At 70.7% G+C, this 25524-nt stretch carries 20 protein-coding genes; 16 read left to right on the top strand and 4 right to left on the bottom strand.

Going from position 1 to position 25524, the window contains the following annotated elements; genetic code table 11:
* The first annotated feature begins 69 nt into the window (after positions 1-69).
* Complete coding sequence (locus ACQY9S_RS11545; protein ID WP_428419848.1) at positions 70-1383, top strand: C4-dicarboxylate transporter DctA; 1314 nt, start codon at positions 70-72, stop codon at positions 1381-1383.
* A 353-nt stretch (positions 1384-1736) separates the two neighbouring features.
* Here ACQY9S_RS11545 and xdhC read toward each other — a convergent pair whose 3' ends face one another.
* The 3 genes from xdhC to xdhA form a co-directional block, all read right to left on the bottom strand.
* A complete protein-coding gene (xdhC, locus tag ACQY9S_RS11540) occupies positions 1737-2555 on the bottom strand; it encodes a xanthine dehydrogenase accessory protein XdhC (protein WP_428425698.1) in 819 nt (272 codons plus the stop codon).
* A 25-nt stretch (positions 2556-2580) separates the two neighbouring features.
* On the bottom strand, positions 2581-4959 hold the full coding sequence (gene xdhB, locus ACQY9S_RS11535) for a xanthine dehydrogenase molybdopterin binding subunit (RefSeq protein WP_428425696.1): 2379 nt from the start codon (positions 4957-4959) through the stop codon (positions 2581-2583).
* Between the two features lie 391 nt (positions 4960-5350).
* Positions 5351-6892, bottom strand: coding sequence for a xanthine dehydrogenase small subunit (gene xdhA, locus ACQY9S_RS11530; protein ID WP_428419847.1), 1542 nt, complete (start codon positions 6890-6892; stop codon positions 5351-5353).
* A 117-nt stretch (positions 6893-7009) separates the two neighbouring features.
* On the opposite strand from xdhA, the gene ACQY9S_RS11525 reads away from it, so the two are divergent.
* The 10 genes from ACQY9S_RS11525 to ACQY9S_RS11480 all read left to right on the top strand — a co-directional run bounded on the left by ACQY9S_RS11525 (position 7010) and on the right by ACQY9S_RS11480 (position 20462).
* Positions 7010-7999, top strand: coding sequence for a LysR family transcriptional regulator (locus tag ACQY9S_RS11525; RefSeq protein ID WP_428419846.1), 990 nt, complete (start codon positions 7010-7012; stop codon positions 7997-7999).
* A gap of 24 nt (positions 8000-8023) precedes the next feature.
* Positions 8024-9358, top strand: a complete 1335-nt coding sequence (gene guaD, locus ACQY9S_RS11520; protein WP_428419845.1) for a guanine deaminase — start codon at positions 8024-8026, stop codon at positions 9356-9358.
* Between the two features lie 271 nt (positions 9359-9629).
* On the top strand, positions 9630-10490 hold the full coding sequence (locus ACQY9S_RS11515; protein ID WP_428419844.1) for an outer envelope protein: 861 nt from the start codon (positions 9630-9632) through the stop codon (positions 10488-10490).
* A 52-nt stretch (positions 10491-10542) separates the two neighbouring features.
* Positions 10543-12066: an ABC transporter ATP-binding protein gene (locus ACQY9S_RS11510; protein ID WP_428419843.1), complete on the top strand. Its 1524-nt coding sequence runs from the start codon at positions 10543-10545 to the stop codon at positions 12064-12066.
* Entirely contained in the window at positions 12059-13180 is a 1122-nt protein-coding gene (locus ACQY9S_RS11505; protein WP_428419842.1) for an ABC transporter permease, read from the top strand. Before ACQY9S_RS11510 ends, ACQY9S_RS11505 begins: the two co-directional genes overlap by 8 nt.
* Positions 13177-14097 carry an ABC transporter permease gene (locus ACQY9S_RS11500; RefSeq protein WP_428419841.1) on the top strand — a complete coding sequence of 307 codons (921 nt, stop codon included), beginning with the start codon at positions 13177-13179 and terminating at the stop codon, positions 14095-14097. Before ACQY9S_RS11505 ends, ACQY9S_RS11500 begins: the two co-directional genes overlap by 4 nt.
* A gap of 40 nt (positions 14098-14137) precedes the next feature.
* Positions 14138-15283: a BMP family ABC transporter substrate-binding protein gene (locus tag ACQY9S_RS11495; RefSeq protein ID WP_428419840.1), complete on the top strand. Its 1146-nt coding sequence runs from the start codon at positions 14138-14140 to the stop codon at positions 15281-15283.
* Between the two features lie 88 nt (positions 15284-15371).
* On the top strand, positions 15372-16352 hold the full coding sequence (locus ACQY9S_RS11490; protein WP_428419839.1) for a Rieske 2Fe-2S domain-containing protein: 981 nt from the start codon (positions 15372-15374) through the stop codon (positions 16350-16352).
* The gene (locus tag ACQY9S_RS11485; protein ID WP_428419838.1) at positions 16352-17437 is read left to right on the top strand and encodes an adenosine deaminase; all 1086 of its coding nucleotides are present in this window, start codon (positions 16352-16354) and stop codon (positions 17435-17437) included. Before ACQY9S_RS11490 ends, ACQY9S_RS11485 begins: the two co-directional genes overlap by 1 nt.
* A gap of 451 nt (positions 17438-17888) precedes the next feature.
* The gene (locus tag ACQY9S_RS11480; RefSeq protein ID WP_428419837.1) at positions 17889-20462 is read left to right on the top strand and encodes an ABC transporter permease; all 2574 of its coding nucleotides are present in this window, start codon (positions 17889-17891) and stop codon (positions 20460-20462) included.
* Positions 20463-20586: 124 nt separating this feature from the next.
* On the opposite strand, the gene ACQY9S_RS11475 is transcribed toward ACQY9S_RS11480, so the two are convergent.
* Positions 20587-21264, bottom strand: a complete 678-nt coding sequence (locus ACQY9S_RS11475; protein WP_428419836.1) for a TetR/AcrR family transcriptional regulator — start codon at positions 21262-21264, stop codon at positions 20587-20589.
* Between the two features lie 131 nt (positions 21265-21395).
* Here ACQY9S_RS11475 and ACQY9S_RS11470 point away from each other — a divergent pair, with 131 nt between their 5' ends.
* The 5 genes from ACQY9S_RS11470 (at position 21396) to hisG (ending at position 25524) form a co-directional block, all read left to right on the top strand.
* The gene (locus ACQY9S_RS11470; RefSeq protein WP_428419835.1) at positions 21396-22355 is read left to right on the top strand and encodes an ABC transporter ATP-binding protein; all 960 of its coding nucleotides are present in this window, start codon (positions 21396-21398) and stop codon (positions 22353-22355) included.
* Complete coding sequence (locus ACQY9S_RS11465) at positions 22352-23119, top strand: ABC transporter permease (RefSeq protein ID WP_428419834.1); 768 nt, start codon at positions 22352-22354, stop codon at positions 23117-23119. Before ACQY9S_RS11470 ends, ACQY9S_RS11465 begins: the two co-directional genes overlap by 4 nt.
* Positions 23120-23140: 21 nt before the next feature.
* The gene (locus ACQY9S_RS11460) at positions 23141-23419 is read left to right on the top strand and encodes a BolA family protein (protein ID WP_428419833.1); all 279 of its coding nucleotides are present in this window, start codon (positions 23141-23143) and stop codon (positions 23417-23419) included.
* Positions 23420-23510: 91 nt separating this feature from the next.
* Positions 23511-24776 carry a UDP-N-acetylglucosamine 1-carboxyvinyltransferase gene (murA, locus tag ACQY9S_RS11455; RefSeq protein WP_428419832.1) on the top strand — a complete coding sequence of 422 codons (1266 nt, stop codon included), beginning with the start codon at positions 23511-23513 and terminating at the stop codon, positions 24774-24776.
* Positions 24777-24879: 103 nt separating this feature from the next.
* On the top strand, positions 24880-25524 hold the full coding sequence (hisG, locus tag ACQY9S_RS11450; RefSeq protein ID WP_428419831.1) for an ATP phosphoribosyltransferase: 645 nt from the start codon (positions 24880-24882) through the stop codon (positions 25522-25524).

The following is a 25524-nucleotide window of genomic DNA, read 5'->3' as shown; positions in this document are numbered from 1 at the left end:
CGAACGGGCTTGCTGCACGCCGGCGCACGACAGCGTGCCGAGCCGCCGCGTCACACCAGGAGGATTGCCATGCCCAAATTTTTGCGGTCCCTGTTCGGACAAGTCCTGCTCGCGCTCGCGCTGGGGGTCCTGATCGGCCTGTTCTGGCCCGACTTCGCGGTCAAGCTCAAGCCGCTCGGCGACGGCTTCATCAAGCTCATCAAGATGATCATTCCGGTGCTGGTGTTCTGCGTCGTGGTGCATGGCATCGCCGGCGCGGGGGACCTGAAGCGCGTCGGGCGGGTCGGCGTCAAGGCGCTGGTCTATTTCGAGGCCGTCACCTGCATCGCGCTCGCGCTGGGCTTGCTGCTGGCCTACTTGTTCCAGCCCGGCGCCGGCATGAACGTCGACCCGAGCACGCTGGACGCCAAGGCGATGAGCGCCTACGCCGAGAACGCCAGCAAGCTCACCGGCGGCGGCACCGTCGAGTTCCTGCTCAAGCTCATTCCGACCACGGTGGTCAACGCCTTCGCCACCGGCGACGTGCTGCAGGTGCTGCTGTTCGCGGTGCTGTTCGGCTGCGCGCTGTCGCTGGTCGGCGAGAAGGGGCGGGCCGTGACCGGACTGATCGACGAGCTGTCGCTGGTGCTGTTCAAGATCATGGGCCTGATCATCAAGCTGGCGCCGCTGGGCGTGCTGGGCGCGATCGCCTTCACCGTCGGCAAGTACGGCATCGGTTCGCTCAAGCAGCTGGGCCTGCTGGTGCTGCTGTTCTATGCGGCCGTGTTCCTGTTCGTGGCCGGCGTGCTCGGCGCGATCATGCGGCTCTCGGGCTTCAGCCTGTGGAAGCTGCTGAAGTACCTGCGCGAGGAACTGGCGATCGTGTTCGCGACCACCTCGTCCGACAGCGTGCTGCCGCAGATCATGGCCAAGCTGCGGCACATGGGCATCCGCGATTCGACGGTCGGCCTGGTGATCCCCACCGGCTACTCGTTCAACCTCGACGCCTTCTCGATCTACATCACGCTGGCGGCGGTGTTCATCGCCCAGGCCACCAACACGCCGGTCACGATGACCGACCTGCTGACCATCCTGGCGATCTCGCTGGTCACCAGCAAGGGCGCGCACGGCGTGCCGGGCTCGGCCATCGTGGTGCTGGCCGCCACGCTGCAGGCCATTCCGGCGATCCCGGCGATCGGGCTGGTGCTGGTGCTGTCGGTCGACTGGTTCATGGGCATCGCGCGCGCGCTCGGCAACCTGATCGGCAACTGCGTGGCGACCGTCGCGGTGGCGGCCTGGGAGGGTGACATCGACCGCGAGCGGGCGCACAAGGTGCTGGACGGTGAGGCGGTGCCGGCGCAGGACGTGGGGGGCGCGCCGGGCGGGGTGGTTGCGGCGTCCTGAGTCGGTACTTGGCGCAGACGGTCCAGCGTCGACGCGGGCGCCGCGCCGGTCCGCTGTGTTGCGTTCATGTCCCCCGGTCCAGGCTTGCGCCCGGCCCTCCTCCTCTACTTCACTCCACACAGCGGCCCATCACGGCGCTTCGACACACCGCGGCGTGCCGGGGTTTGAAGACCTTCGTGTGTCCCGATGATGAGTGCTGATCAGGGCGTCGGGTGAATGGCGAAGTGAGGTAGAGGAGGAGGGGTCGGCCGCGAGGCCGGCGCCGGGGGACACGAACGGAGCCGTTCGCCCGGCGGCCTGGTCAGCAGCGCTCAGCCATAGGGCAGGCAGCAGCCGAACGGTCCGATCCGGTCTCAGCCGACATCAGCGTCCGTGGCTTGCAGCAGCTGCGCCACCGCGGCCACCGCCAGCACCGCGGGCTCCTTGCCGGTGATGCCGGGCAGGCCGATCGGGCAGGTCAGGCGTGCGAGCGTGTCCGCCGGCAGGCCGCGCTCCTCGTAGCGGTGCAGGAAGCGCGCGCGCTTGGTCTGCGAGCCGATCAGGCCGCAGTAGGCGAAGTCGCCGCGCCGCAGGATGGCTTCGGTGATGCGCAGGTCGAGGTCGTGCTCGTGGGTCAGCACCAGGTAGCAGGCGCCGGGTGGTGCGTGGGCGACCTCGGCCTCGACGGCGTCGACGCACAGCGGCTCGATGTGCGGGGGCAGCGCGGCGACGCCGGCGAACTCGGCCTCGCGCTCGTCGATCCACTGCACGCGGCAGTCGATGCCGCCGAGCAGCGCCACGATCGCGCGCCCGACGTGGCCGGCGCCATAGAGCTGCAAATGAAAGCGCGGGGCCGGTGCGGGCCAGGCGGCGAGCGCGGTGGCATCGAGCGGTGCGTAGCGCAGCGTCACCTCGCCACCGCAGCACTGGCCGAGCGAGGGGCCGAGCGCCAGCGTCTGCTCCTGCGGCGCCTCGTCGCTGCGGGTCGTGCGCCGCCCCAGCCGCGCGCGCGCCTGCGCGATGGCCTGCCATTCGAGGTGCCCGCCGCCGATCGTGCCGCACACCGCGTCCGCGGCGACCAGCATCCGCGTGCCGGCCTCGCGGGGCACCGAGCCGCGCGAGGCCGCGACCTCGACGACGACCGCCGGGCGCGCGTCGGCGAGCCAGTGGAGGGCGTGGTCGCGCAGGGTCATCTGACTCATCTCGATGCGCCGGCCCTCACCCCGGCCCTCTCCCGGAGGGAGCGGGGGCAGGAGAAGGAGAAGATGTCGATGCGCGCACCGCGTCGATCGCGTCGAGCACCGCCTCCGGCGTGGCCGGCGCGCGCAGCGGCGGGTCGACACGGTGGCCGCCGACGGCCGAGACCGCGTCGCGGATCGCGAGCAGGACCGAGAAGGGCAGCAGCAGCGGCGGCTCGCCGACCGCCTTGCTGCGGTGGATGCTGTCCTCGACGTTGTCGTTCTCGAACAGCGCGGTGCGGAACACCGGCGGGCAGTCGTTCGCGGTCGGGATCTTGTAGGTGCTGGGCGCGTGCGTCATCAGCAGGCCGGTCTTGGGGTGCCAGACCAGCTCCTCCATCGTCAGCCAGCCCATGCCCTGGATGAAGGCGCCCTCGACCTGGCCGATGTCGACTGCCGGGTTCAGCGAGCGGCCCACGTCGTGCAGCAGGTCGGCGCGCAGCAGGCGGTGTTCGCCGCTCAGCGTGTCGACGATCACTTCGGCCACCGCCGCGCCGTAGGCGAAATAGTAGAACGGCCGGCCCTGCAGCGTCTCGCGGTTCCAGTGCAGGCCGGGCGTGGCGTAGAAGCCGTCGCTCCACAGCTGCACCCGCGCGGCATAGGCCTGCGCCACCAGTTCGTCGAACGGCAGGCTGCGGCCATCGACCTGCACGCGGTCGTCGGCGAAGCGCACGTCCGGCGGCGTGCCGCCGAGCGTCGCCGCGGCCAGCGCGGCGAGGCGGTCGCGCAGCTGGCGCGCGGCGTCCTGCGCGGCCTTGCCGTTCAGGTCGCTGCCGGTCGACGCCGCCGTGGCCGAGGTGTTGGCGACCTTGTGCGTGTCGGTCGCGGTCACGCGCACGCGCTCGAAGGCAATGCCCAGCTCGTGCGCCACCACCTGCGCGACCTTGGTGTTCAGGCCCTGGCCCATCTCGGTGCCGCCGTGGTTCACCAGCACCGAGCCGTCGGTGTAGATGTGAACCAGCGCGCCGGCCTGGTTGAAGTGGGCCACGTTGAAGGAGATGCCGAACTTGACGGGCGTCAGCGCCAGGCCCTTCTTCAGCACTGGGCTGGCAGCGTTGTAGGCGGCGACGGCCTCGCGGCGCGCCACGTAGTCGCTGCTGCGCACCAGCTCGTCGACCAGCGGCGCGATCACGTTGTCGTCGACCCGCTGGCCGTAGGGCGTGACGTTGTTCGAGGTCGTGCCGTAGAAGTTGGCGCGCCGCACCGCCAGCGCGTCCTTGCCCAGCCGGCGCGCGACCGAGTCGAGGATGACCTCGATCGCGATCGCGCCCTGCGGCCCGCCGAAGCCGCGGAAGGCGGTGTTGCTCTGGGTGTTGGTGCGTGCGCTGTGGCCGTGCATCGCCACTTCGGGCAGCCAGTAGGTGTTGTCGAAGTGGCACAGCGCGCGCGTCATCACCGGGCCCGACAGGTCGGCGCTCCAGCCGGCGTTCGAGACCATCGTGACCTCGGCCGCCAGCACGCGGCCCGCGTCGTCGCAGCCGACGTCCCAGGCGTACTCGAAACCGTGGCGCCGGCCGGTGACGAGGAAGTCGTCGTCGCGGTCGACGCGCAGTTTCACCGGGCGCTGCAGCTTCGCCGCGGCGACCGAGGCGACGCAGGCGAACACCGCCGACTGCGACTCCTTGCCGCCGAAGCCGCCGCCCATGCGCCGGCACTCGACCTGCACCTGGTTGGAGCGCCAGCCCAGCGCATGCGCGATCAGGTGCTGCATCTCGCTCGGGTGCTGGGTCGAGCAGTGCACCTTGAGCCCGGCGTTCTCGGTCGGGCAGGCGTAGGAGATCTGGCCTTCGAGGTAGAACTGCTCCTGCCCGCCGACGCTCTGTGTGCCCTGCAGCCGGTGCGGTGCCGCTGCAAGCGCGGCCCGTAGCGCGCCGGGCGCCGATTCGCGCACCAAGTGCATGTCGGGCAGCACGTACTGCCGCTTCGCGTGCGCCTCCAGCGCGGTCAGCACCGGCGGCAGCGGCTCGATGTCGAGCACGGCCTTGGCTTGCGCGGCGGCGCGGCGCGCCAGTTCGCGGTCGGTGGCGATCACCGCGAACACCGGCTGGCCGAGGTAGTGCACCCGGCCGGCGGCGAGGATGGGCTCGTCATGCACGATCGGGCCGCAGTCGTTCGGCCCGGGGACGTCGGCCGCGGTCAGCACCGCCACGATGCCGGGCAGGGCCTTCAGCCGCTCGACGTCGATCGCCCTCAGCACGCCGTGCGCCACCGGCGACAGGCCGAGCGCCGCGTGCAGCGTGCCGGCCAGTTCGGGCAGGTCGTCGATGTAGGGCGCGGCGCCGGCCACGTGCAAATGCGCCGACTCGTGCGGGCGCGCGCGGCCGGCCTCGGCGCTGGTCTCGGCCGCGGGGGGGCGGATGTCGCTGTCGACGAGGAAGGCGTCGGCCTGCTTGTTCACCGGAGTCTCCTGTTCACGGGCAAGGCTTCTGTGTCCGCGCTGCGACGAGGCGGCGGATGGGGCCGGCTCCGCTTAGCGGGGGTACCCGATGCGCTACGCCGACCCCACCCGCCACCTCGCCGCGGACGCAGCGGTGCGATGGTCGAGATGAGCAGCCCGTTCGGCAGGGTCGTGGGCGGGTGAGTGGCAGCGCGCATCTGGTACTCCAGTTAAGCGATGACGCTCACCCGCCCGCGACCCCGCACGCGCCGCCCTCGCACGCCGGAGGCCGCATCGACAGGATGAGACGTCGCGAAGGGGCTCATCACCGAAGACCGTTGCTGTTGTCTCGATCGAAGCGGTGCCGACGGACTCAGGCCGCGGCCCAGACGCTGATCTGCGCGATCGGCAGCGGCGCGACCGGTCGCGTCTCCAGCCACAGCCGCAGCAGCAGGTTCTGCGACGCGCGCAGCCGGTAGGCGGCGGAGGCTCGCATGTCGGTCAGCGGCGCGTAGTCGGTGGCCAGCGCGGCCATCGCCGCCCGCGCAGTCGCCTCGGTCCAGGGCTGTCCGACGACGGCCGCCTCCGTTGCCGCGGCCCGCTTCACGACCGCCGCCATGCCGCCGAACGCGAAGCGCGCCTGCGTCACCGTCTCGCCATCGAGCGTGAGAGCAAGTCCGGCGCACACCGCCGAGATGTCGCAGTCGAAGCGCTTGCTGAGCTTGTAGGCGCGCACCTGCGTCGCCGCCGCCGGGCGGGGCAGCTCGATCGCTTCGATGAACTCGCCGGGCTCCAGGCGGTTCTTCATGTAGTCGACGTAGAAGTCGGTCAGCGGCAGGCGGCGCTGGCGCGCGCCGCGGCGCAGCAGCAGGCTCGCGTCCAGCGCCAGCAGCACCGGCGCGCTGTCGCCGATCGGCGAGCCGTTCGCGACGTTGCCGCCCATCGTGCCGGCATTGCGCACCGGCAGCGACGCGAAGCGGCGCCACACGTCGCTGAGGGCCGGCGCCAGCTCGACCAACGCGCGCCAGGCGTCCTCGAGCGGGGCGCCGGCGCCGAGGCGCAGCGTGTCGCCCTGCCACTCGATGCGCTTGAGCTCGTCCACATCGCCGAGGTAGACGATCTCGCCGAGCTCATGGAACTGCTTGTTGACCCACAGCCCGACGTCGGTGGAGCCCGCCAGCAGCCGCGCCTGCGGCCGGCCTTCGACCAGCGCGGCCAGGGCCTCCAGCGTGCGGGGCGCATGGAAGCCGGCGGCCGGCTCGGGGCTGTCGCCGGCTTCCAGCTGCAGCGAGCGCAGCGCCGCGACGATGGGCGCGGTGTCCAGCCGCTTCGGCGGCAGCGTGAACATGTGCTCGCCGGCGTCGAGGATGGGGCGGTAGCCGGTGCAGCGGCACAGGTTGCCCGACAGCTCGTCGGCCAGCGCGGCGCGCGTCGGCTGCGTGCCGGCCTCGCAGTGCCGCTCGTAGCAGGCCGCGAGCGACATCGTGAAGCCCGGCGTGCAGAAGCCGCACTGCGAGCCGTGGCAGTCGACCAGCGCCTGCTGGACCGGATGCAGCGTGGCGTCGCCGGGCATCGCGACGGCCGCACCCTGCGCGATCGCCTGCAGGTCCTCGACCGTCAGCAGCGCCTTGCCGTGCAGCGTGGGCAGGAACTGGATGCAGCTGTTCACCGTGCGCAGGCTCAGGCCGCCGACCACGGTGGCGCGAGCCGAGGCCGTGCCCACCGCCTCGGCATGCTCGGCCAGCTCGGCGACGACCACGGTGCAGGCACCGCAGTCGCCCTCGTTGCAGCCCTCCTTGGTGCCGGTGCAGCGGGCGTCCTCGCGCAGCCAGTTCAGCACGCTGCGGGTCGGCGCCGCGTCGTCGACACTGACGGTACGGCCACGGTGGAAGAAGCGAACGGCTGGCAGGCTCATTGCGAGGCAGTGGAGCAGGCGAAAGGGGCGGGCGAGCGGACCGGGGACCACCGAAGGTACTCCAAGCCACCGCCATGCGAATACGATGCCAGCGATAACCGGTATGCAAAAGGCGATATGACCCAGACCTCGCTTTTCGACAAGATCGAGCTCCATCTTGTCCGTGTCCTGCACACCGTGATCACCGAACGCAGCGTGTCGCGTGCCGCCCTCAGGCTGCGCACCACCCAACCGGCCGTCAGCGCTCAGTTGAAGCGCCTGCGTGCGCTGGTCGGCGACCCGCTGTTGGTGCGTTCGGGCACCGGGATGGCGCCGACCGCGGTGGCGCTGCAGCTGCTGGAGCCGGCCGCCGAGCTGCTGCGCAGCGCCGAGCGGCTGTTCGGCTCGCGCGCCGAGGCGCTGGCCTTCGACCCGGCGCACACCGAGACGACCTTCCGCGTCGCCGCGAGCGACTACCTCGACCCGCAGTTCCTGCCCGAACTGGTGACGCGGCTGCGCGGCGAGGCGCCGGCCGCGCGGGTGGAGGTGCTGCCGCTGTCGGCCGAGTTCGACTACCGCAAGGGCCTGGCGCGCGGCGAGGTCGACCTGGTGGTCGGCAACTGGCTGCGCCCGCCCGCCGAGCTGCACCTGGGGCGGCTGCTGTCCGACGAGATCGTCTGCCTGGTCGCCGAGGACCACCCGGCGGTGAAGAGCCCGCGCGGCTGGACCGCCGAGCGCTACCTGGCCAGCGAGCACATCGCGCCGACGCCGCTGCATCCCGGCGCGCGCGGTGTGATCGACGAGCACCTCGACGCGCTGGGCCTGGCGCGCGACATCGTGGTGCGCAGCCCCTACTTCGGCCTGGGGCCGCAGATGGTGGCGCGCTCGCGCCTGGTGCTGACGACCGGGCGGCTGTTCTGCAGCCGCTATGTCGAGGCGGTGCCCGGCCTGCGCATCGTGCGTTGCCCGGTGTCCTTCCCGGCGCTGGTGTACTACCAGCTGTGGCACGAGCTGAGCCACCAGTCGGCCGCCGGGCGCTGGCTGCGCGGCGTGATGCGCGACGTGGCGCGCGGCCTGCCGAAGACCGGCGCGGCCGGGGAGCCGCCATCACGTGCCGGCGCCCACTGAGACACCCGAGAGACGAGACCCCAAATGACGCGACTGGCCCTGTTCGGCGACCTGCTCGACATCGAGGCCGACCCCGGCTTCGCGGCGCCCGGCGACGCCACCGGCGTGCGCTTTCGCCCCGACCACTGGTTGCTCGTCGAGGACGGCCGCATCGTCGGCGCCGAGTCCGGCCGCGCCGGTGGTGGCCCCGATGCGAGCTGGCAGCGTGTCGACCACGCCGGCCGGCTGATCACGCCGGGCTTCATCGACACCCATGTGCACTGCCCGCAGCTCGACGTCATCGCCAGCTACGGCACCGCGCTGCTGGAGTGGCTCGACACCTACACCTTTCCGGCCGAGCAGCGCTATGCCGACCCGCTGGTGGCCGCCACCGGCGCGGAGCGCTTCCTCGACGCGTTGCTGGCGCATGGCACCACGTCGGCGGTGGTGTTCCCGACCGTGCACAAGGTCTCGGTGCAGGCCCTGTTCGCGTCGGCGCAGTCGCGCGGCATGCGGCTCGTCGCCGGCAAGGTGCTGATGGACCGCCATGCGCCGGACGGCCTGCGCGACGACGTGGTGCTGGCCGAGCGCGACTGCACCGAGCTGATCGCGCGCTGGCACGGCACGGGACGGCTGGCCTACGCGGTGACGGTGCGCTTCGCCGCCACCAGCACGCACGAGCAGCTCGCGATGGCCGGGCGGCTGTGCCGCGAGCACCCGGGCGTCTACATGCAGACCCACGTGGCCGAGAACACCGACGAGGTGCGCTGGATCGCCGAGCTGTTCCCCGAGGCGCGCAGCTACCTCGATGTCTACCACCGCCACGGCCTGCTGCACGAGCGCGCGGTGCTGGCGCATGGCATCTGGCTCGACGACACCGACCGCGCGCTGCTGCGCGACACCGGTGCGCAGATCGCCTTCTGCCCGTCGAGCAACCTCTTCCTCGGCAGCGGGCTGTTCGACTGGCAGGCCGCGGTCGACACCGGCTACCGGGTGTCGATGGCGAGCGACGTGGGCGGCGGCACCAGCCTGTCGATGCTGCGCACGCTGGCCGATGCCTACAAGGTGCAGGCCTTGCGCGGCGTGAAGCTCAGCGCCTGGAAGGCGCTGCACGCGGCCACGCGCGGCGCCGCCGAGGCGCTGGGCCTGGCGCACGAGATCGGCAGCCTCGAAGCCGGCACGCTGGCCGACGTGGCGGTGTGGGACTGGGCCGTCGGTCCGGTCGCGACGCACCGCGACGCGATCGCGTGCCGCCGTCGCGGCAACCTGGCGCCGCTGGCTGCGCTGCACGAGCGGGTGTTCGCGTGGATGACGCTGGGCGACGAGCGCAACCTCGTCGCGACCTACGTCGCCGGCCGCTGCCGTTTCGAGCGCGCCTGAGGGCCCTGGGGCCAAGGCCTGCGTCGTTGGTGGGCGAGTGCATCGTTAACGGGATTCAAGATGGTGCACAAAACGGTATACAAATTCGGGGATGCCTCTTTTGGTGGCATCCCGGCCCGCTGCGAGGCCTTTCCTTCTGGTACGGAAGTTGCGCAAAGCCGGGGCGAGTCCGGAAGTCGCGCCGCGTTGGGCGGTGAGCGACCAAGGCAGCTCAGGCGCGGGCGGTGTTGCACCGTCCGCCGACGCCCAACCACTCCTCCGAAGGACCATGATGAATCCGACCTGCAAGACCGCCCTTGCGCTCGCGCTTGCCGCGTTGAGCTGCGCCAGCCCCGCTGCCGACTGGAGCGACACCTCGATCGGCTTTCGCACCGGCAACAAGTTCGCCGAGCCCTTCGGCAGCAACGACATCCACAAGAACATCTTCAACCTGACCCACGTCAGCGGCTACAAGTACGGCACGAACTTCTTCAACGTCGACTATCTGATGTCCGACAACAAGGACCCCGCCTTCGCCGGCGCCAACTCGGGCGCGCGCGAGGTCTACATCGTCTACCGTCACACGCTCGACGCCGAGAAGGTGCTGGGCACGCCCTTCAAGTTCGGGCCGATACGCGGCTGGGGTCTGACCGCCGGCTTCGACATCAACACCAAGGACGATGCCGGCTACAACTCGAAGAAGCAGATGCTCGTGCTCGGTCCGACGCTGTTCGTCGATGTGCCGGGCTTCCTGAGCGTGAGCCTGCTGGCGCTGAACGAGAGCAATGCGCCCTACAACACCTTCAGCAACACCGGCGTGTCGCGCTACACCTACAAGACGCACCCGATGCTGACGGCCGCCTGGGGCATCCCGATCGGCGCCACCGGCCTGTCGTTCGAGGGCTTCGCCAACTTCATCGCCTCCAAGGGCAAGGACGAATTCGGGGGCGACACCGCGGCCGAGACCAACATCGACATGCAGATCATGTACGACGTGGGCGCGCTGTACGGCAACAAGGGCCAGTTCAAGGTCGGCCTCGAGTACCAGTACTGGCGCAACAAGTTCGGCAACCCGACCACGGCCACCGGTGCCGGTGCGGGCCCGGGGGCGACGGCCAAAACGCCGATGATTCGCGCGGAGTACCACTTCTGACGCGGTTCGGACAGGCTGCTCCGGCGGCCCGCACTTGAATTCCGGGTCGACCATGCTCCGTCTCGAACTCCTCGGCATCAGCAAGCAGTACCCCGCCGTCAAGGCCAACGACGGCGTGAGCCTGCGCGTCGCGCCGGGCCAGATCCATGCCGTGCTGGGCGAGAACGGGGCGGGCAAGTCGACGCTGATGAAGATCATCTACGGCGCGGTGCGGCCCGACGCCGGCGAGATGATCTGGGACGGGCGGCAGGTGCAGATCGCGAGCCCGGCGCAGGCGCGCCAGCTCGGCATCAGCATGGTCTACCAGCACTTCAGCCTGTTCGACACGCTGACGGCGGCCGAGAACGTCTGGCTCGGCCTCGACAAGAGCCTGTCGCTGGCCGAGGTGGCGGCGCGCATCGTGCAGGTCTCCAAGGTCTACGGGCTCGAGGTCGACCCGCAGCGGCCGGTGCATTCGCTGTCGGTCGGCGAGCGCCAGCGCGTCGAGATCGTGCGCGCGCTGCTCACCGACCCCAAGCTGCTGATCCTCGACGAGCCGACCTCGGTGCTGACGCCGCAGGCCGTCGAGACGCTGTTCGTCACGCTGCGCCAGCTGGCCGAGCGCGGCTGCTCCATCCTCTACATCAGCCACAAGCTCGACGAGATCCGCGCGCTGTGCCACCACTGCACGGTGCTGCGCGGCGGCAAGGTCACCGGCGAGGTCGATCCGCGCACGGTCGGCAATGCCGAGCTGTCGCGCCTGATGATCGGCGCCGAGCCGCCGAGGCTGCAGCACATCCAGGCCCGCCTCGGCGACGTGGCGCTGCAGGTGAGCGGCCTGACGCTCGCGAAGCAGTCGCCGTTCGGCACCGACCTGAAGGACATTGGCTTCGAGGTGAAGGCCGGCGAGGTCGTCGGCGTGGCCGGCGTCTCGGGCAATGGCCAGCAGGAACTGATGGCCGCGCTGTCGGGCGAGGACCCGCGCGCGCCGCTCGGTGCGGTGAAGCTGTTCGGGCAGGACATCGGCCGGCAGCCGCCGCGCGCCCGCCGCGCGCTGGGGCTGCACTTCGTGCCCGAGGAGCGGCTGGGGCGCGGCGCGGTGCCGACGCTGTCGCTCGCCGCGAACACGCTGCTGACGCGCACCGAGGCGGTGGGCCGCGGTGGCTGGCTGCGCATGGCCCAGGTGCAGCGGCTTGCCACGGCGCTGATCGCGGCCTTCAATGTCAAGGCCGGCGGGCCGAAGGCGGCCGCGAAGAGCCTGTCGGGCGGCAACCTGCAGAAGTTCATCGTCGGCCGCGAGATCGACGCGCGGCCGAAGCTGCTGATCGTCTCGCAGCCGACCTGGGGCGTCGACGTCGGTGCGGCTGCGCAGATCCGCGGCGCGCTGCTGAAGCTGCGCGACGAAGGCTGCGCGGTGCTGGTGGTCAGCGAGGAGCTCGACGAGCTGTTCGAGATCAGCGACCGCCTGCTGGTCATCGCGCAGGGCCGCCTGAGCCCGAGCGTCGCGACGATGCGGACCACGGTCGAGCTGATCGGCGAGTGGATGAGCGGCCTGTGGCCGAAGGCCGAGGCCGGCGAGGCACTGCGCCATGCTTAAGCTCGAGGCCCGGGCCCAGCCCTCGCAGGCGATGTCGCTGGCGTCGCCGCTGATCGCGCTGGCGCTCACGGTGCTGCTGGCCAGCCTGCTGTTCGCGGCGCTCGGCAAGGATCCGCTGAAGGGCCTGGGCATCTTCTTCCTCGAGCCGCTGAACGGCCTGCGCGGGGTCTCCGAGGTGCTGCTGAAGGCCACGCCGCTGATCCTGTGCGCGCTCGGGCTCGCGGTCTGCTACCGCTCGAACGTCTGGAACATCGGCGCTGAAGGGCAGTTTTTGCTCGGCGCCATCGCCGGCGGCGGCGTCGCGCTGTGGCTCACCAACCTGGGCGTGAGCGGCGTGCGGGGCCTGTACTCGCCGCTGGTGCTGCTGGCCGGCGTGGTGGGCGGCATGGCCTGGGCCGCCCTCACCGCGCTGCTGCGCGACCGCTTCAACGCCAGCGAGATCCTGGTCAGCCTGATGCTGGTCTACGTGGCCCAGCAGCTGCTGAACTACCTGGTGTTCGTGCCCTGGAAGGACCCGGGCGGCTTCAACTTCCCGCAGACCAAGACCTTCGACGCGTCGACCTGGCTGCCGACGCTGCTGCCGGGCTCGCGGCTGCACTGGGGCTTCGTGCTGGCGCTGGTGATGGTGCTGCTGTTCTGGGTCTTCCTGTTCCGCTCCTGGCGCGGCTACCAGCTGCAGGTCGGCGGGCTGGCGCCGGCGGCGGCGCGCTATGCCGGCTTCTCGGCGCGCGCCTCGCTGTGGACCGCGCTGCTGATGTCGGGCGGCATGGCCGGCCTCGCGGGCGCGATGGAGGCGGCCGGGCCGCTGCGCCAGCTGACGCCCCATGTGTCCACCGGCTATGGCTTCACCGCGATCATCGTCTGCTTCGTCGGCCGGCTGCACCCGCTGGGCATCGTGTTCTCCGGCGTGCTGCTGTCGATGCTGCTGATCGGCGGCGAGCTCGGCCAGTCGCGCCTGGGCCTGCCCAATGCGCTGACCGGCGTGTTCCAGGGCCTGCTGCTGTTCCTGCTGCTGGCCTGCGACACGCTGATCCATTACCGCTTGCGGCGGCGCAAGCCGGCCGCCGCGCCCAGTGCAGCGCCTGTCGCGGTGACGGCGAAGGAGGCGCCATGAACGAGCTGGCGCTGCTGATCGCCGCGACGCTGGCCTCGGGCACGCCGCTGGCCATCGCCGGGTTGGGGCTGCTGCTGAACGAGAAGGCCGGGGTCCTGAACCTCGGCGCCGAAGGGATGATGCTGGTCGCCGCGATCGCCGGCTTCGCCGCCGCGCTGTACACCGGCAGCGACACGCTGGCTTTCGTGGCCGGCGCGCTGGCCGGCATGGCGATGGCGGCGCTGTTCGCGCTGCTGGTGATCGGCCTCAACACCAACCAGTACGCCACCGGCCTGGCGCTGAGCCTGTTCGGCGCCGGCTTCTCGGCCTTCGTCGGCGTCGACCTGGTCGGCAAGAAGCTGGCCGACCGCGCGCCGTTCGAGCTGCCGCTGCTGGCTGATATTCCCTTCCTCGGTCCGGCGCTGTTCCGCCAGCACCCGATGGTCTACCTGGCGATCGCGGCGGTCGCGGCGCTGGCCTGGTTCCTGTACCGCAGCCGCGCCGGGCTGGTGCTGCGCGCGGTGGGCGAGTCGCCCGAGTCGGCCCATGCGCTGGGCTACCCGGTGCGCACGATCCGCTTTGCCGCGGTGGTGGCCGGCGGCGCGCTGTGCGGCGTGGCCGGCGCCTTCCTGTCGGTGGTCTACGCGCCGCTGTGGGTCGAGGGTCTGGTGGCCGGGCGCGGCTGGATCGCGCTGGCGCTCACCACCTTCGCCACCTGGCGACCGGCACGTGTCTTGCTCGGTGCCTACCTGTTCGGCGGCGTGACGATGCTGCAGTTCGCGTTGCAGGGCGCGGGCGTGGAGGTGTCGAGCCAGCTGCTGTCGATGCTGCCCTACATCGCCACGATCGTCGTGCTCGCCCTCATCTCGCGCAACCCGCTGTGGATTCGTATCAACATGCCGGCCTCGCTCGGCAAGCCCTTTCATCCCGGCTCGTGAGCCCGCCGGACCGGCCTTTCATCGCATCACAGGAGAAACCATGAACCTACCGAGCAAGCGCGCGCTGCTGAAACTGGCGGCGCTGTCGTCGATCGCGGCGACCGCGGCGCTGATGGGCTGCGGCAAGAAGGAAGAGCCGGTGGCTGCCGCGCCGGCCGCGGCGAGCGCACCCGCCGCGGAGCCGCTGAAGGCCGCCTGGGTCTACGTCGGCCCGGTCGGCGATGCCGGCTGGACCTATGCCCACGACCAGGGCCGCAAGGCGGTCGAGGCGGAGTTCGGCGACAAGGTCAAGACGACCATCGTCGAGAAGGTGCCCGAGGGCGCCGACGCCGAGCGCGTGATCCGCGACCTGGCGGCGCAGGGCAACAAGATCATCTTCGCCACCTCGTTCGGCTACATGGAGCCGATGCTGAAGGTGGCCGGCGAGTTCCCGGACGTGAAGTTCGAGCACGCCACCGGCTACAAGATGGCACCGAACATGCGCCTCTACGATGCCAAGTTCTACGAGGACGCCTACGTGGCCGGCATCGTCGCCGGCACGATGAGCAAGAGCGGCACGATCGGCTTTGTCGGCTCCTTCCCGATCCCCGAGGTGCTGCGCAACATCAACGCCTACACGCTGGGTGCGCAGAGCGTGAACCCGAAGATCAAGACCCGGGTGGTGTGGGTCAGCAGCTGGTTCGACCCGCCGAAGGAAGGCGAGGCCGCACAGTCGCTGATCAACGGCGGCGCCGACGTGCTGCTGCAGAACACCGACTCCTCGGCGGTGCTGCAGACGGCCGAGAAGAACGGCAAGTACGCCTTCGGCTGGGACAGCGACATGAGCACTTTCGCGCCCAAGGCCCACCTGGCCTCGGCCGTGGCGATCTGGGGCGGCTACTACAAGAAGGCCGTCAAGGACGTGATGGACGGCACCTGGAAGAGCGAGCGCACCGTGTGGGGCGTCAAGGAAGGCCAGAACGATCTCGTCAAGGTGGCCGACGTGGTGCCCGAGGCCACGAAGAAGAAGGTCGACGAGATCAAGGCCGGCATGAAGGCGGGGACCTTCGAGGTCTTCACCGGGCCGGTTTCCAGCAACGACGGCAAGGAGGTGCTGGCCAAGGGCGTGGCCGCCGACCAGGCCTGGAAGGACAAGATCGACTTCTACGTCAAGGGCGTCGAGGGCAAGATACCGTCGGCCAAGTGAGCGCAGCGGCCGCGGTTCGCCGTGGCCTGCGGTTCGACACGCCGCCTGCGCCGCGCCGCAGGCGGCGTTTGCATTTCGGGAGCGCGCGATGAACGAACACCGTTGGTGGTACCCCGTGGCCGCGGCGGCCGAACTCGGTGCGAGCCCGCTGCCGGTCGCGCTGTTCGGCGAGGCGCTGGTGCTGTGGCGCGACGAGACCGGCGCCCCGCACGCCTTCACCGACCGCTGCCCGCACCGCGGCACCCGGCTCTCGCTCGGCACGGTGCGTGTGGTCGGTGGCGCGGCGCAGCTCGAATGCCGGTACCACGGCTGGCGCTTCGACGGCGGCGGGCGCTGCGCGGGCATCCCCGCGCTGCCGGAGTTCCGCCCCGCCGATTCGCACGCCGTGCGCAGCCATCCGCTGCGCGAGGCGCACGGGCTGCTGTGGACCACCTTCGGCCCCGGCGCCGATGCGGCCGCCGCGCTGCCCGACCCGGGCCCGGTGCCGGGCCGCGCGGTGGTCTGCGGGCCTTACGACGTGGCGACCTCGGCGCCGCGCGTGGTCGAGAACTTCCTCGACACCTCGCACTTCGCCTTCGTGCACGAGGGCGGGCTCGGCGACCGCGGCCACACCGGGGTGCCGCCCTACGACGTGGTGATCGACGCCGCGGGCGCACCCGGCGTGCCGCACTACCGCGCGTGGCAGCCGCGGGCCAGCGCGCAGGCCGCCGGCGGGACCTGGGTCGACTACCGCTACCAACTGCTGTCGCCCTGCAGCGCACTGCTGCTCAAGCAGGCCAGCGGTGTCGATGCGGCGCCGCAGGAGGCTTATGTGCTGTGGGTCGCACCGCTCGAGCCCGAGCACAGCCGCGTCTGGTTCACGCTGTTCACCAGCGACACGGCGACGCCGGATGCGACACTGCGCGCGTTCCAGCACGCGGTCTTCATCCAGGACCAGCCGGTGCTCGAGTCGCAGCAGCCGCGCCGCCTGCCGCTGTCCGGCGGCGAGGCGCACAGTGCGGCCGATCGCCTGAGTGCCGCCTACCGCCGCTATCTGCAGGAGCAGGGCATCACCTACGGAGTCTGCTGATGAACACACCGATCGCCGCCGCACCGCCCGCCGCGGCAGCCCTGCCCTTCGACGCGGCCCGCATCGCGCGCGGTGCGCTGCCGGCGCTGCTGCGGACCATGCCCAAGGCCGAGCTGCACATTCACATCGAGGGTTCGCTGGAGCCGGAGCTGATCTTCGCGCTGGCCAGGCGCAACGGCGTGGCCTTGCCTTATGACTGCGTCGACGCATTGCGTGCCGCCTACGCCTTCGCCGACCTGCAGAGCTTCCTCGACATCTACTACGCCGGCGCCAGCGTGCTGCTGAAGGAGGCCGATTTCTTCGACATGGCGATGGCCTACTTCCGCCGCGCCGCGGCGGACCATGTGGTCCATGCCGAGCTGTTCTTCGACCCGCAGACCCACACCGACCGCGGCGTGCCGATGGCGACCGTGATCGGCGGCCTGGCGCGGGCGCGCGAGGCGGCGCAGCGCGAGCTGGGCGTCAGCAGCGAGCTGATCCTGTGCTTCCTGCGCCATCTCAGCGAGGAAGCGGCTTTCGAGACGCTGGAACAGGCCTTGCCCCACCGCGGGCACTTCATCGGCATCGGCCTCGACAGCAGCGAGCGCGGCCATCCGCCGGAGAAGTTCGCACGGGTGTTCGCGCGCTGCCGGGAGCTCGGCCTGCGCCTCGTGGCGCATGCCGGCGAGGAGGGGCCGCCGGCCTATGTGTGGAGCGCGCTCGATGTGCTGAAGGTCGAGCGCATCGACCACGGCGTGCGCAGCCTCGAGGACCCGGCACTGGTGGCGCGGCTGGCCGCCGGGCGCGTGCCGCTGACGGTGTGCCCGCTGTCGAACGTGAAGCTGCGCGTGTTCGACACGATGGCGCAGCACCCGCTGGCGGCGATGCTCGACGCCGGCCTGTGCGCCACCGTCAACTCCGACGACCCGGCCTATTTTGGCGGCTACCTGAACCAGAACTTCACCGAGACCTTCGAGGCGCTGCCGGCACTGGGCGCCGCGCAGGCCTACCGGCTGGCACGCAACAGCTTCGAGGCCAGCTTCGCGAGCGCGGCGCAGAAGCAGCGGTGGTGCGATGCGCTCGATGCGCATTTCGCGGGGGTGTGAAGGAAGCCGCCTGTTGAGTGTTGGCGCGGGCGCCGCGCCGGTCCGCTGTGTTGCGTTCATGTCCCCCGCGGCCAACCCTTCGGGCTGACCGCTCCTCCTCTACTTCGCTCCACACAGCGGCCCGTCACGGCGCTTCGATAAGCCGCGGTGTGCCGGGGTTAGAAGACCTTCGCAAGTCACGGTAGTGCGTGCGACCAAGGCGTCGGGTGAATGGCGAAGAGAGGTAAAGGAGGAGCGGTCGGCCGCAAGGCCGGCCGCGGGGGACACGAACGTAGTCGTTCACCCGGCGGCCTGGTCAGCAGCGCGCGGTGCGTGCAAGTAGCACCCAACAAGCAATCAGCAATCAGCCAAGCCGCAAACAGCCTCAAAGCCCCGCGCGGCGCTCGCCGTGACCGCTGCGCTACCGTGCATCTTTTGCCGATACGCTCCCCGCCCCTTGCCTGCCTCTCCGATGAACGCGTCCGCCCCGATCCCGCTGACCCCGCCGACCCTGTGGACCCTGGCACGCCGGCAGCTCGTGCGCGACTTCCGCGCCGGTGAACTGCGGCTGCTGATCGTCGCGGTGATGCTGGCGGTTGCCGCGCTCACCGCGGTCGGCTTCTTCGCCGACCGGCTGAACCAGGGCCTGGCGCGCGACGCGCGCTCGCTGCTCGGTGGCGATGCCATCGTCGCCAGCGACCAGCCGGCGCCGGCGGCACTGGCCGAGCGCGCGCGCGCCGACGGCCTGGCGGTCGCCCGCACCGTGAGCTTCCCGAGCATGGGCCGCGCGCCCGAGGCGCAGGGCGGCGCTTCGCGGCTGGTGGCGGTGAAGGCGGTCAGCAACGGCTACCCGCTGCGCGGCCAACTGAAGATCGCCGATGCCCCGGGGGCACCGGAGCGCACCGCGCCCGGCGTGCCCGCGCGCGGCACCGTGTGGGTCGACGCGGCCATCCTCGATTCGTTGAACCTGAAGCCGGGCGATGCGCTGCTGCTGGGCGATGCGAGCCTGAGGATCGCTGCCGTCATCACCGTCGAGCCCGACCGCGGCGCCGGCTTCATGAGCTTCGCGCCGCGCGCACTGCTGCACGAGGCCGACCTGGCGGCCACCGGCCTGGTGCAGCCCGCCAGCCGCGTGACCTACCGGCTGGCGCTGGCGGGGCAGGGCCCGCGCGGCGATGCGGCGGTGCGGGCCTACGTCGCCTGGGCCGAAGCGCAGGCCACGGCGCAGGGTTGGCGCGGCCTGCGCATCGAGTCGCTCGACAGCGGCCGCCCGGAGATGCGCCAGACACTGGACCGCGCGGCCAAGTTCCTGAACCTGGTCGCGCTGCTGGCCGCGCTGCTGGCCGCGGTGGCGGTCGGCATTGCCGCGCACGACTTCGCGGGCCGTCACCTCGACGACTGCGCGATGCTGCGTGTGCTCGGCCAGTCGCAGCGGCGCATCGCCGGCGCCTACACGGTGGAGTTCGCGGCGGTGGGGCTGCTGGCCAGCGCGCTCGGCGTGGCGCTGGGCCTGGCGGTGCACTTCGTGTTCGTCGCCTTGCTGGCCGGGCTGGTGGACGCGGCGCTGCCCGCGCCCAGCGTGTGGCCGGCGGTGTTCGGCCTCGGCGTCGGCCTCACGCTGTTGCTCGGCTTCGGCCTGCCGCCGGTGTTGCAGCTCGCGCAGGTGCCGCCGCTGCGCGTGATCCGGCGCGACCTCGGCGAGTTGAAGCCGGCCTCGATCGGCGTGCTGCTGGCCGGGTTCGTGGGCTTCGCGGCGCTGCTGCTGGCGGTGGCCTCGGACCTGAAGCTCGGGCTCATCACGGTGGGCGGCTTCGCGGTGGCGATCGGCGTGTTCGCGTTGCTGTCCTTCGTCGCGGTGCAGGCGCTGCGGCGCGCGGTGCCGTCGGCGAGCGCGCCGCGCTGGCTGGTGCTGGCGACGCGGCAGGTCGCGGCGCGGCCCGGTTTCGCGGTGCTGCAGGTCAGTGCGCTCAGCGTCGGCCTGCTGGCGCTGGTGCTGCTGGTGCTGCTGCGCACCGACCTGATCAGCAACTGGCGCCAGGCCACGCCGCCCGACGCGCCGAACCGCTTCGTCATCAACGTGCAGCCCGAGCAGGGCGTGGCCTTCCAGCAGCAGCTGCGCGACGCCGGCGTGAAGGCCTACGACTGGTACCCGATGATCCGCGGCCGCCTGGTCGCGGTGAACGGCCGGCCGGTGAAGCCCGAGGACTACACCGAGGAGCGTGCGCAGCGCCTCGTCGAGCGCGAGTTCAACCTCAGCCACGATGCGCAGCTGCCGGGCCACAACCAGGTGGTCGTGGGCCGCTGGACGGCCGACGAGGCCGGCGCGCTCAGCGTCGAGGAGGGCCTGGCGACGACGCTGGGCGTGAAGCTCGGCGACACGCTGCGCTTCGACATCGCCGGCGTCATGCAGGAGGGCCGCATCACCAGCCTGCGCAAGGTCGACTGGGGTTCGATGCGGGTCAACTTCTTCGTCATGTTCCCGACCGCGCGGCTGCCCGACGAGCTGCCGGCCAGCTACATCGCCGCCTTCCGCGCGCCGCCGACGCCGCCGGGTGCGCCGGGCTTCGACAACGCGCTCGCGCGCGCCTTCCCCAACATCACCAACGTCGACGTGTCGGCCTCGATCGCCCAGGTGCAGCGCGTGCTGGACCAGGTGATCCGCGCGGTCGAGTTCCTGTTCGGTTTCACGCTGGCGACCGGCCTGGTGGTGCTGTTCGCCGCCGTCACCGCGACGCGCGAGCAGCGCGCCCGGGAGTTCGCGGTGATGCGCGCCCTGGGCGCCGGCAGTGCCCTGCTGGCGCGCGTGCAGCGCGCCGAGCTGCTGGGCGTGGGCGCGCTGGCCGGCGTGCTGGCCTCGGTGGCCGCGCTGGCGGTCGGCTGGGCGCTGGCGCGCTATGCCTTCGAGTTCAGCTGGAACGCGCCGTTGTGGGTGCCGCTGGCCGGCGGCGCGGCCGGTGCGCTGCTGGCGCTCGCGGCCGGCTGGTGGGGCCTGCGCGAGGTGCTGACGCGGCCGGTCGTCGAGACGCTGCGCAGCGCTGCGCAGTGAGCGCTGCCGGCTGCGTCGCGCCGCAGGGCTGAAATCCCTGCGCCCGCGCCGCCATGCCAACTCGCACTCGAGCCTGTCAAATCACCTGGCGGCCTCGCCAGCAATCAGCATTTTTCCCCGGGAATCAGTCGCGCAGGTAGCGGCCGGCCAGCATGAGGAGGTGCTCGCGCTGCGCGGGGTCGAGGTAGGGCAGCAGCAGGCTCAGCACGTGCTGGGCACCGCGCAACAGCGCCGCACCGGCGCTCTCGGGCTCGAGGGCCTTGCGCGGGTCGCGCACGTACTCGTAGCTGAGCCAGTAGGTCAGCACCACGACCATCGACGTGGCGACCGGCTCGGCCTCGCGCGGGTCGATGCCCGACTTGCCGAAAGCCTGCGAGTGGCTCAAGCCGTCGAGCACCGCCTTGACCGCATGCTGCTTGTTCTTCAGCACGAACTGGAAGTGGGTTTCCAGGCGGCGGTTCTTGCTGAGCAGGTCGTTCAAGTCGCGGTACAGGAAGCGGTACTGCCAGATCAGCTCGAAGAGCATGTGGAAGAACAGCCATGCGTCCTCGACGTCGCGCACGCCGTCGGCCGCGCGCAGCAGCTCGGTGAGCGCCTTCTCGTAGCGGTCGAACAGGCTGTTGATCAGCTCGTCCTTGGCCGGATAGTGGTAGTACAGGTTGCCGGGGCTGATGTTCAGTTCGGCCGAGATCAGCGTGGTGCTGACGTTGGGCTCGCCGAAGCGGTTGAACAGCTCCAGTGTGACTTCCAGAATGCGCTCTGCCGTGCGACGCGGCGCTTTCTTCGGGACCCGTGGGCTCATGGCGCGGTCGACTCGTTGTCTGGCGAGCGGTCTTGTTTGCGGTCAATCTAGCATCAACGCCGCGCGCGACCAATGCGGGCTGCACCGATGCCGAGGCCTGCCTACAATGCCCGGCTCGCCCCGAGACCTTCATGCCGGCCGTCCGCTTCGACTCCGTTTCCAAGACTTATCGCGCCCCGCGCGGCAGCCAGCGCGGCGACCTCCACGCCTTGCAGGACGTGAGCTTCGACATCGAGCCGGGCGACTTCTTCGGCCTGCTCGGCCCCAACGGCGCCGGCAAGACCACGCTGATCAGCATCCTGGCCGGGCTGAGCCGAGCGACCCGCGGGCGCGTCACGGTGCTGGGCCACGACGTGGTGAGCGACTACGCCAGCGCGCGCAAGGCGCTGGGCGTCGTGCCGCAGGAGCTGGTGTTCGACCCCTTCTTCTCGGTGCGCGAGACGCTGCGCATCCAGAGCGGCTATTTCGGTGTTCGCGTCGACAGACGGGCCAACGACGCCTGGATCGACGAGCTGCTCCACCACCTGGGCCTTGCCGACAAGGCCGACGCCAACATGCGCCAGCTCTCCGGCGGCATGAAGCGCCGCGTGCTGGTGGCGCAGGCGCTGGTGCACCGGCCGCCGGTGATCGTGCTCGACGAGCCGACCGCCGGGGTCGACGTGGAACTGCGCCAGACGCTGTGGCAGTTCATCGCGCGGCTGAACCGGGAAGGCCACACGGTGCTGCTGACCACACACTACCTCGAAGAAGCCGAGGCGCTGTGCGGCCGCATCGCGATGCTGAAGGCCGGCCGGGTGGTCGCGCTCGATCGCACCGCCAACCTGCTGGCCGGCACCGCGAGCACGATGCTGCGCTTCAAGACCGACCAGGCGCTACCGCCGGCCCTGGCCGCGCAGGCCCGGGTCACCGGGCGCATCGTGCAGTTGACAGCGCACGATGCCGCCGAGGTCGAGACGATGCTGGCGGTGCTGCGTGCGGCCCAGGTCAAGGTCGAGGAGCTGGAGATCGGCCGAGCGGACCTGGAGGACGTGTTCCTCGAGATCATGCAGGGGCCGCCGCTGACGCTGAAGCAAGTGAAGCTCGCGGTATGAAGCCGAGCCTGACCGGCGCGCGCACGCTGTTCTACAAGGAGATCCTGCGCTTCTGGAAGGTCAGTTTCCAGACCGTGGCCGCGCCGGTGCTGACGGCGGTGCTCTACCTGCTGATTTTCGGCCACGTGCTCGAAGACCATGTGAAGGTCTACGACGCCGTCGGCTACACCAGCTTCCTGATCCCGGGCCTGGTCATGATGAGCGTGTTGCAGAACGCCTTCGCGAACAGCAGCTCCTCGCTGATCCAGAGCAAGGTGACCGGCAACCTGGTGTTCCTGCTCGTCACGCCGCTGTCGCATTGGGCGTGGTTCGTGGCCTACGTCGGCGCGTCGATCGTGCGCGGTCTGGTGGTGGGGGCCGGGGTGCTGGCGGTGACGGTGTGGTTCGCACCGCCCGGAATGGCCGCGCCGGGGTGGACGCTGGTGTTCGCGGTGCTGGGCGCGGCGATGATGGGCACGCTGGGCCTGGTGGCCGCTCTGTGGGCCGAGAAGTTCGACCAGATCGCGGCCTTCCAGAACTTCATCGTGATGCCGATGACCTTCCTCTCGGGGGTGTTCTATTCGGTCGGCTCGCTGCCCCCCGTCTGGCAGGCGGCCAGCCACCTGAACCCGTTCTTCTACATGATCGACGGATTCCGGCGCGGCTTCTTCGGCGTCAGCGACGTGTCGCCGTGGATCAGCTTGGCGGTGGTCGGCGCGAGCTTCGTCGTGGTGGCCGCGGTGGCGCTGCGCCTGCTGAAGACCGGTTACAAACTGCGGTCTTGAACAGCCCGATACACTGGCGACATGGCAGACCCCACCGCAGAAGACGTGCAGCGCTACATCGCGCAAGGCCTCGCCTGTGAGCATCTGCAGGTGGAAGGCGATGGCCAGCATTTTTTCGCGACCATCGTCGCCGCCGAGTTCGACGGCCTGAGCCGCGTGCGCCGTCACCAGCGGGTCTACGCGGCGCTCGGCGATAGAATGCGCGAACAAATCCACGCGCTGTCGATGAAGACGCTGACGCCGGCCGAATTCGCGGTGCAGGGCTCCCCCGCCCACACCGCCGCTGCCCACCACCACTGATCCACAAGCCGCCCCGTGGCGCGGCTTGTGCGCTCCCTCGTGGCGAGGGCGGTCCGTGCAAGCGCGTGATGAGGGCGGTCAACACCGCACCATGGACAAACTCCTCATTCGCGGCGGCCGCCGTCTTCACGGCGAGGTCGCCATCTCCGGCGCCAAGAACGCGGCGCTGCCGGAGCTGTGCGCCGCGCTGCTGACCGCCGAGCCGGTGCGCTTCTCGAACGTGCCGTGCCTGCAGGACGTGTCAACGACGCTGAAGCTGCTGCGCAGCATGGGTGCGGCGGCCGAGCGCAGCGAGAGCCGGCCCGACGAGGTGACCATCGACGCCGGCCCGCTCAGCAGCCCGGAAGCGCCCTACGACCTGGTGAAGACGATGCGCGCCTCGATCCTGGTGCTCGGCCCGCTGCTGGCGCGCTTCGGCGAGGCCACGGTGTCGCTGCCCGGCGGCTGTGCGATCGGCTCGCGGCCGGTCGGCGAGCACATCAAGGGCCTGCAGGCGATGGGCGCGAACATCTCGGTCGAGCACGGCTACATCATCGCCAAGGCCGAACGCCTGAGGGGTGCGCGCATCACCACCGACATGATCACGGTGACCGGCACCGAGAACCTGCTGATGGCCGCGACGCTGGCCGACGGCGAGACGGTGCTCGAGAACGCCGCGCAGGAGCCCGAGGTCCTCGACCTGGCCGAGATGCTGATCGCGATGGGGGCGAGAATCGAAGGCCACGGCACGAGCAAGATCCGCGTCCAGGGCGTGGCGCGGCTGCACGCGCCGCGCGAAGCGCACCGCATCGTGCCCGACCGCATCGAGGCGGGCACCTTCCTGTGTGCCGTCGCGGCGGCCGGCGGCGAGGTGCTGCTGAAGCACGCGCGCGCCGACCACCTGGACGCCGTGATCGAGAAGCTGCGCGAGGCCGGTGTGCAGATCGAAGCCGGCAGCGACTGGATCCGCGTGCGCTCCGACGGCAAGCTGAGGGCGGTGGGCTTTCGCACCAGCGAGTACCCGGCCTTCCCGACCGACATGCAGGCGCAGTTCATGGCGCTGGACTGCATCGCCGACGGCACCGTGCGCGTCACCGAAACCATCTTCGAGAACCGTTTCATGCACGTCAACGAGATGGTGCGCCTGGGCGCGAAGATCGAGGTCGACGGCCACACGGCCGTCGTCACCGGCGTGCCGCGGCTGTCGGGCGCGACGGTGATGGCGACCGACCTGCGCGCCTCGGCCAGCCTCGTGATCGCCGGCCTGGTGGCCAGCGGCGAAACCGTGGTGGACCGCATCTACCACCTGGACCGCGGCTACGACCGGATGGAAGCCAAGCTGCGCGGGCTGGGTGCGGACATCGAAAGAGTGAAATGACAGCCCTCACGCGCACTTCGTTTGCTTCTCCCCGAGGGGGCGAAGTCTCGAAGGTTCCCGTAGGGGGCCCTTCGTGGCCCATGGCGGCCCGGCGGGAGACCCCATGAGCATCACCCTCGCGCTGTCGAAAGGCCGCATCTTCGAAGAGACGCTGCCGCTGCTGAAGGCGGCGGGCATCGAGGTCACCGAGGACCCCGAGACCTCGCGCAAGCTCATCCTGCCGACCAACCGGGCGGACGTGCGCGTGGTGCTGGTGCGCGCCACCGACGTGCCGACCTATGTGCAGCACGGCGGCGCCGACCTCGGCGTGGTCGGGCTGGACGTGCTGCTGGAGCACGGCGGCCAGGGCCTGTACCAGCCGCTGGACCTGCGCATCGCCCAATGCCGCATGAGCGTGGCGGTGCGCGCCGACTTCGACTATGCGGCGGCGGTCAAGCAGGGCTCGCGCATCCGCGTCGCGACCAAGTACGTCAGCGTCGCGCGCGACCACTTCGCCGAGAAGGGCGTGCACGTCGACCTGATCAAGCTCTACGGCTCGATGGAGCTGGCACCGCTGACCGGGCTGGCCGATGCCATCGTCGACCTGGTGTCCACCGGCAATACGCTCAAGGCCAACCATTTGCACGAGGTGGAGCGGATCATGGACATCTCGTCGCGCCTGGTGGTGAACCAGGCGGCGCTCAAACTCAAGCGCGAAGCGATCCGCCGGCTGATCGACGCCTTTGCTTCGGCCATCCCCCAGGAGTGA

The sequence above is a fragment of the Methylibium sp. genome, assembly GCF_965279545.1.
Classification (GTDB): Bacteria; Pseudomonadota; Gammaproteobacteria; order Burkholderiales; family Burkholderiaceae_C; genus Methylibium.
The sequence above is the reverse complement of the archived record's forward strand: the minus strand, read 5'-3'. Positions and strand labels throughout refer to the sequence as shown.

Bases quoted from the DNA above. Each gene is read 5' to 3' on its own strand.
- ACQY9S_RS11545 (WP_428419848.1), top strand. From the start codon at position 70: ATGCCCAAATTTTTGCGGTCCCTGTTCGGACAAGTCCTGCTCGCGCTC.
- ACQY9S_RS11510 (WP_428419843.1), top strand. From the start codon at position 10,543: ATGCTCCGTCTCGAACTCCTCGGCATCAGCAAGCAGTACCCCGCCGTC.
- hisG (WP_428419831.1), top strand. From the start codon at position 24,880: ATGAGCATCACCCTCGCGCTGTCGAAAGGCCGCATCTTCGAAGAGACG.
- ACQY9S_RS11495 (WP_428419840.1), top strand. From the start codon at position 14,138: ATGAACCTACCGAGCAAGCGCGCGCTGCTGAAACTGGCGGCGCTGTCG.
- xdhA (WP_428419847.1), bottom strand. From the start codon at position 6,892: ATGAGCCTGCCAGCCGTTCGCTTCTTCCACCGTGGCCGTACCGTCAGT.
- ACQY9S_RS11525 (WP_428419846.1), top strand. From the start codon at position 7,010: ATGACCCAGACCTCGCTTTTCGACAAGATCGAGCTCCATCTTGTCCGT.
- ACQY9S_RS11485 (WP_428419838.1), top strand. From the start codon at position 16,352: ATGAACACACCGATCGCCGCCGCACCGCCCGCCGCGGCAGCCCTGCCC.
- ACQY9S_RS11475 (WP_428419836.1), bottom strand. From the start codon at position 21,264: ATGAGCCCACGGGTCCCGAAGAAAGCGCCGCGTCGCACGGCAGAGCGC.
- ACQY9S_RS11465 (WP_428419834.1), top strand. From the start codon at position 22,352: ATGAAGCCGAGCCTGACCGGCGCGCGCACGCTGTTCTACAAGGAGATC.
- ACQY9S_RS11480 (WP_428419837.1), top strand. From the start codon at position 17,889: ATGAACGCGTCCGCCCCGATCCCGCTGACCCCGCCGACCCTGTGGACC.
- ACQY9S_RS11490 (WP_428419839.1), top strand. From the start codon at position 15,372: ATGAACGAACACCGTTGGTGGTACCCCGTGGCCGCGGCGGCCGAACTC.
- xdhC (WP_428425698.1), bottom strand. From the start codon at position 2,555: ATGACCCTGCGCGACCACGCCCTCCACTGGCTCGCCGACGCGCGCCCG.
- ACQY9S_RS11460 (WP_428419833.1), top strand. From the start codon at position 23,141: ATGGCAGACCCCACCGCAGAAGACGTGCAGCGCTACATCGCGCAAGGC.
- guaD (WP_428419845.1), top strand. From the start codon at position 8,024: ATGACGCGACTGGCCCTGTTCGGCGACCTGCTCGACATCGAGGCCGAC.
- ACQY9S_RS11515 (WP_428419844.1), top strand. From the start codon at position 9,630: ATGAATCCGACCTGCAAGACCGCCCTTGCGCTCGCGCTTGCCGCGTTG.
- ACQY9S_RS11470 (WP_428419835.1), top strand. From the start codon at position 21,396: ATGCCGGCCGTCCGCTTCGACTCCGTTTCCAAGACTTATCGCGCCCCG.
- ACQY9S_RS11505 (WP_428419842.1), top strand. From the start codon at position 12,059: ATGCTTAAGCTCGAGGCCCGGGCCCAGCCCTCGCAGGCGATGTCGCTG.
- murA (WP_428419832.1), top strand. From the start codon at position 23,511: ATGGACAAACTCCTCATTCGCGGCGGCCGCCGTCTTCACGGCGAGGTC.
- ACQY9S_RS11500 (WP_428419841.1), top strand. From the start codon at position 13,177: ATGAACGAGCTGGCGCTGCTGATCGCCGCGACGCTGGCCTCGGGCACG.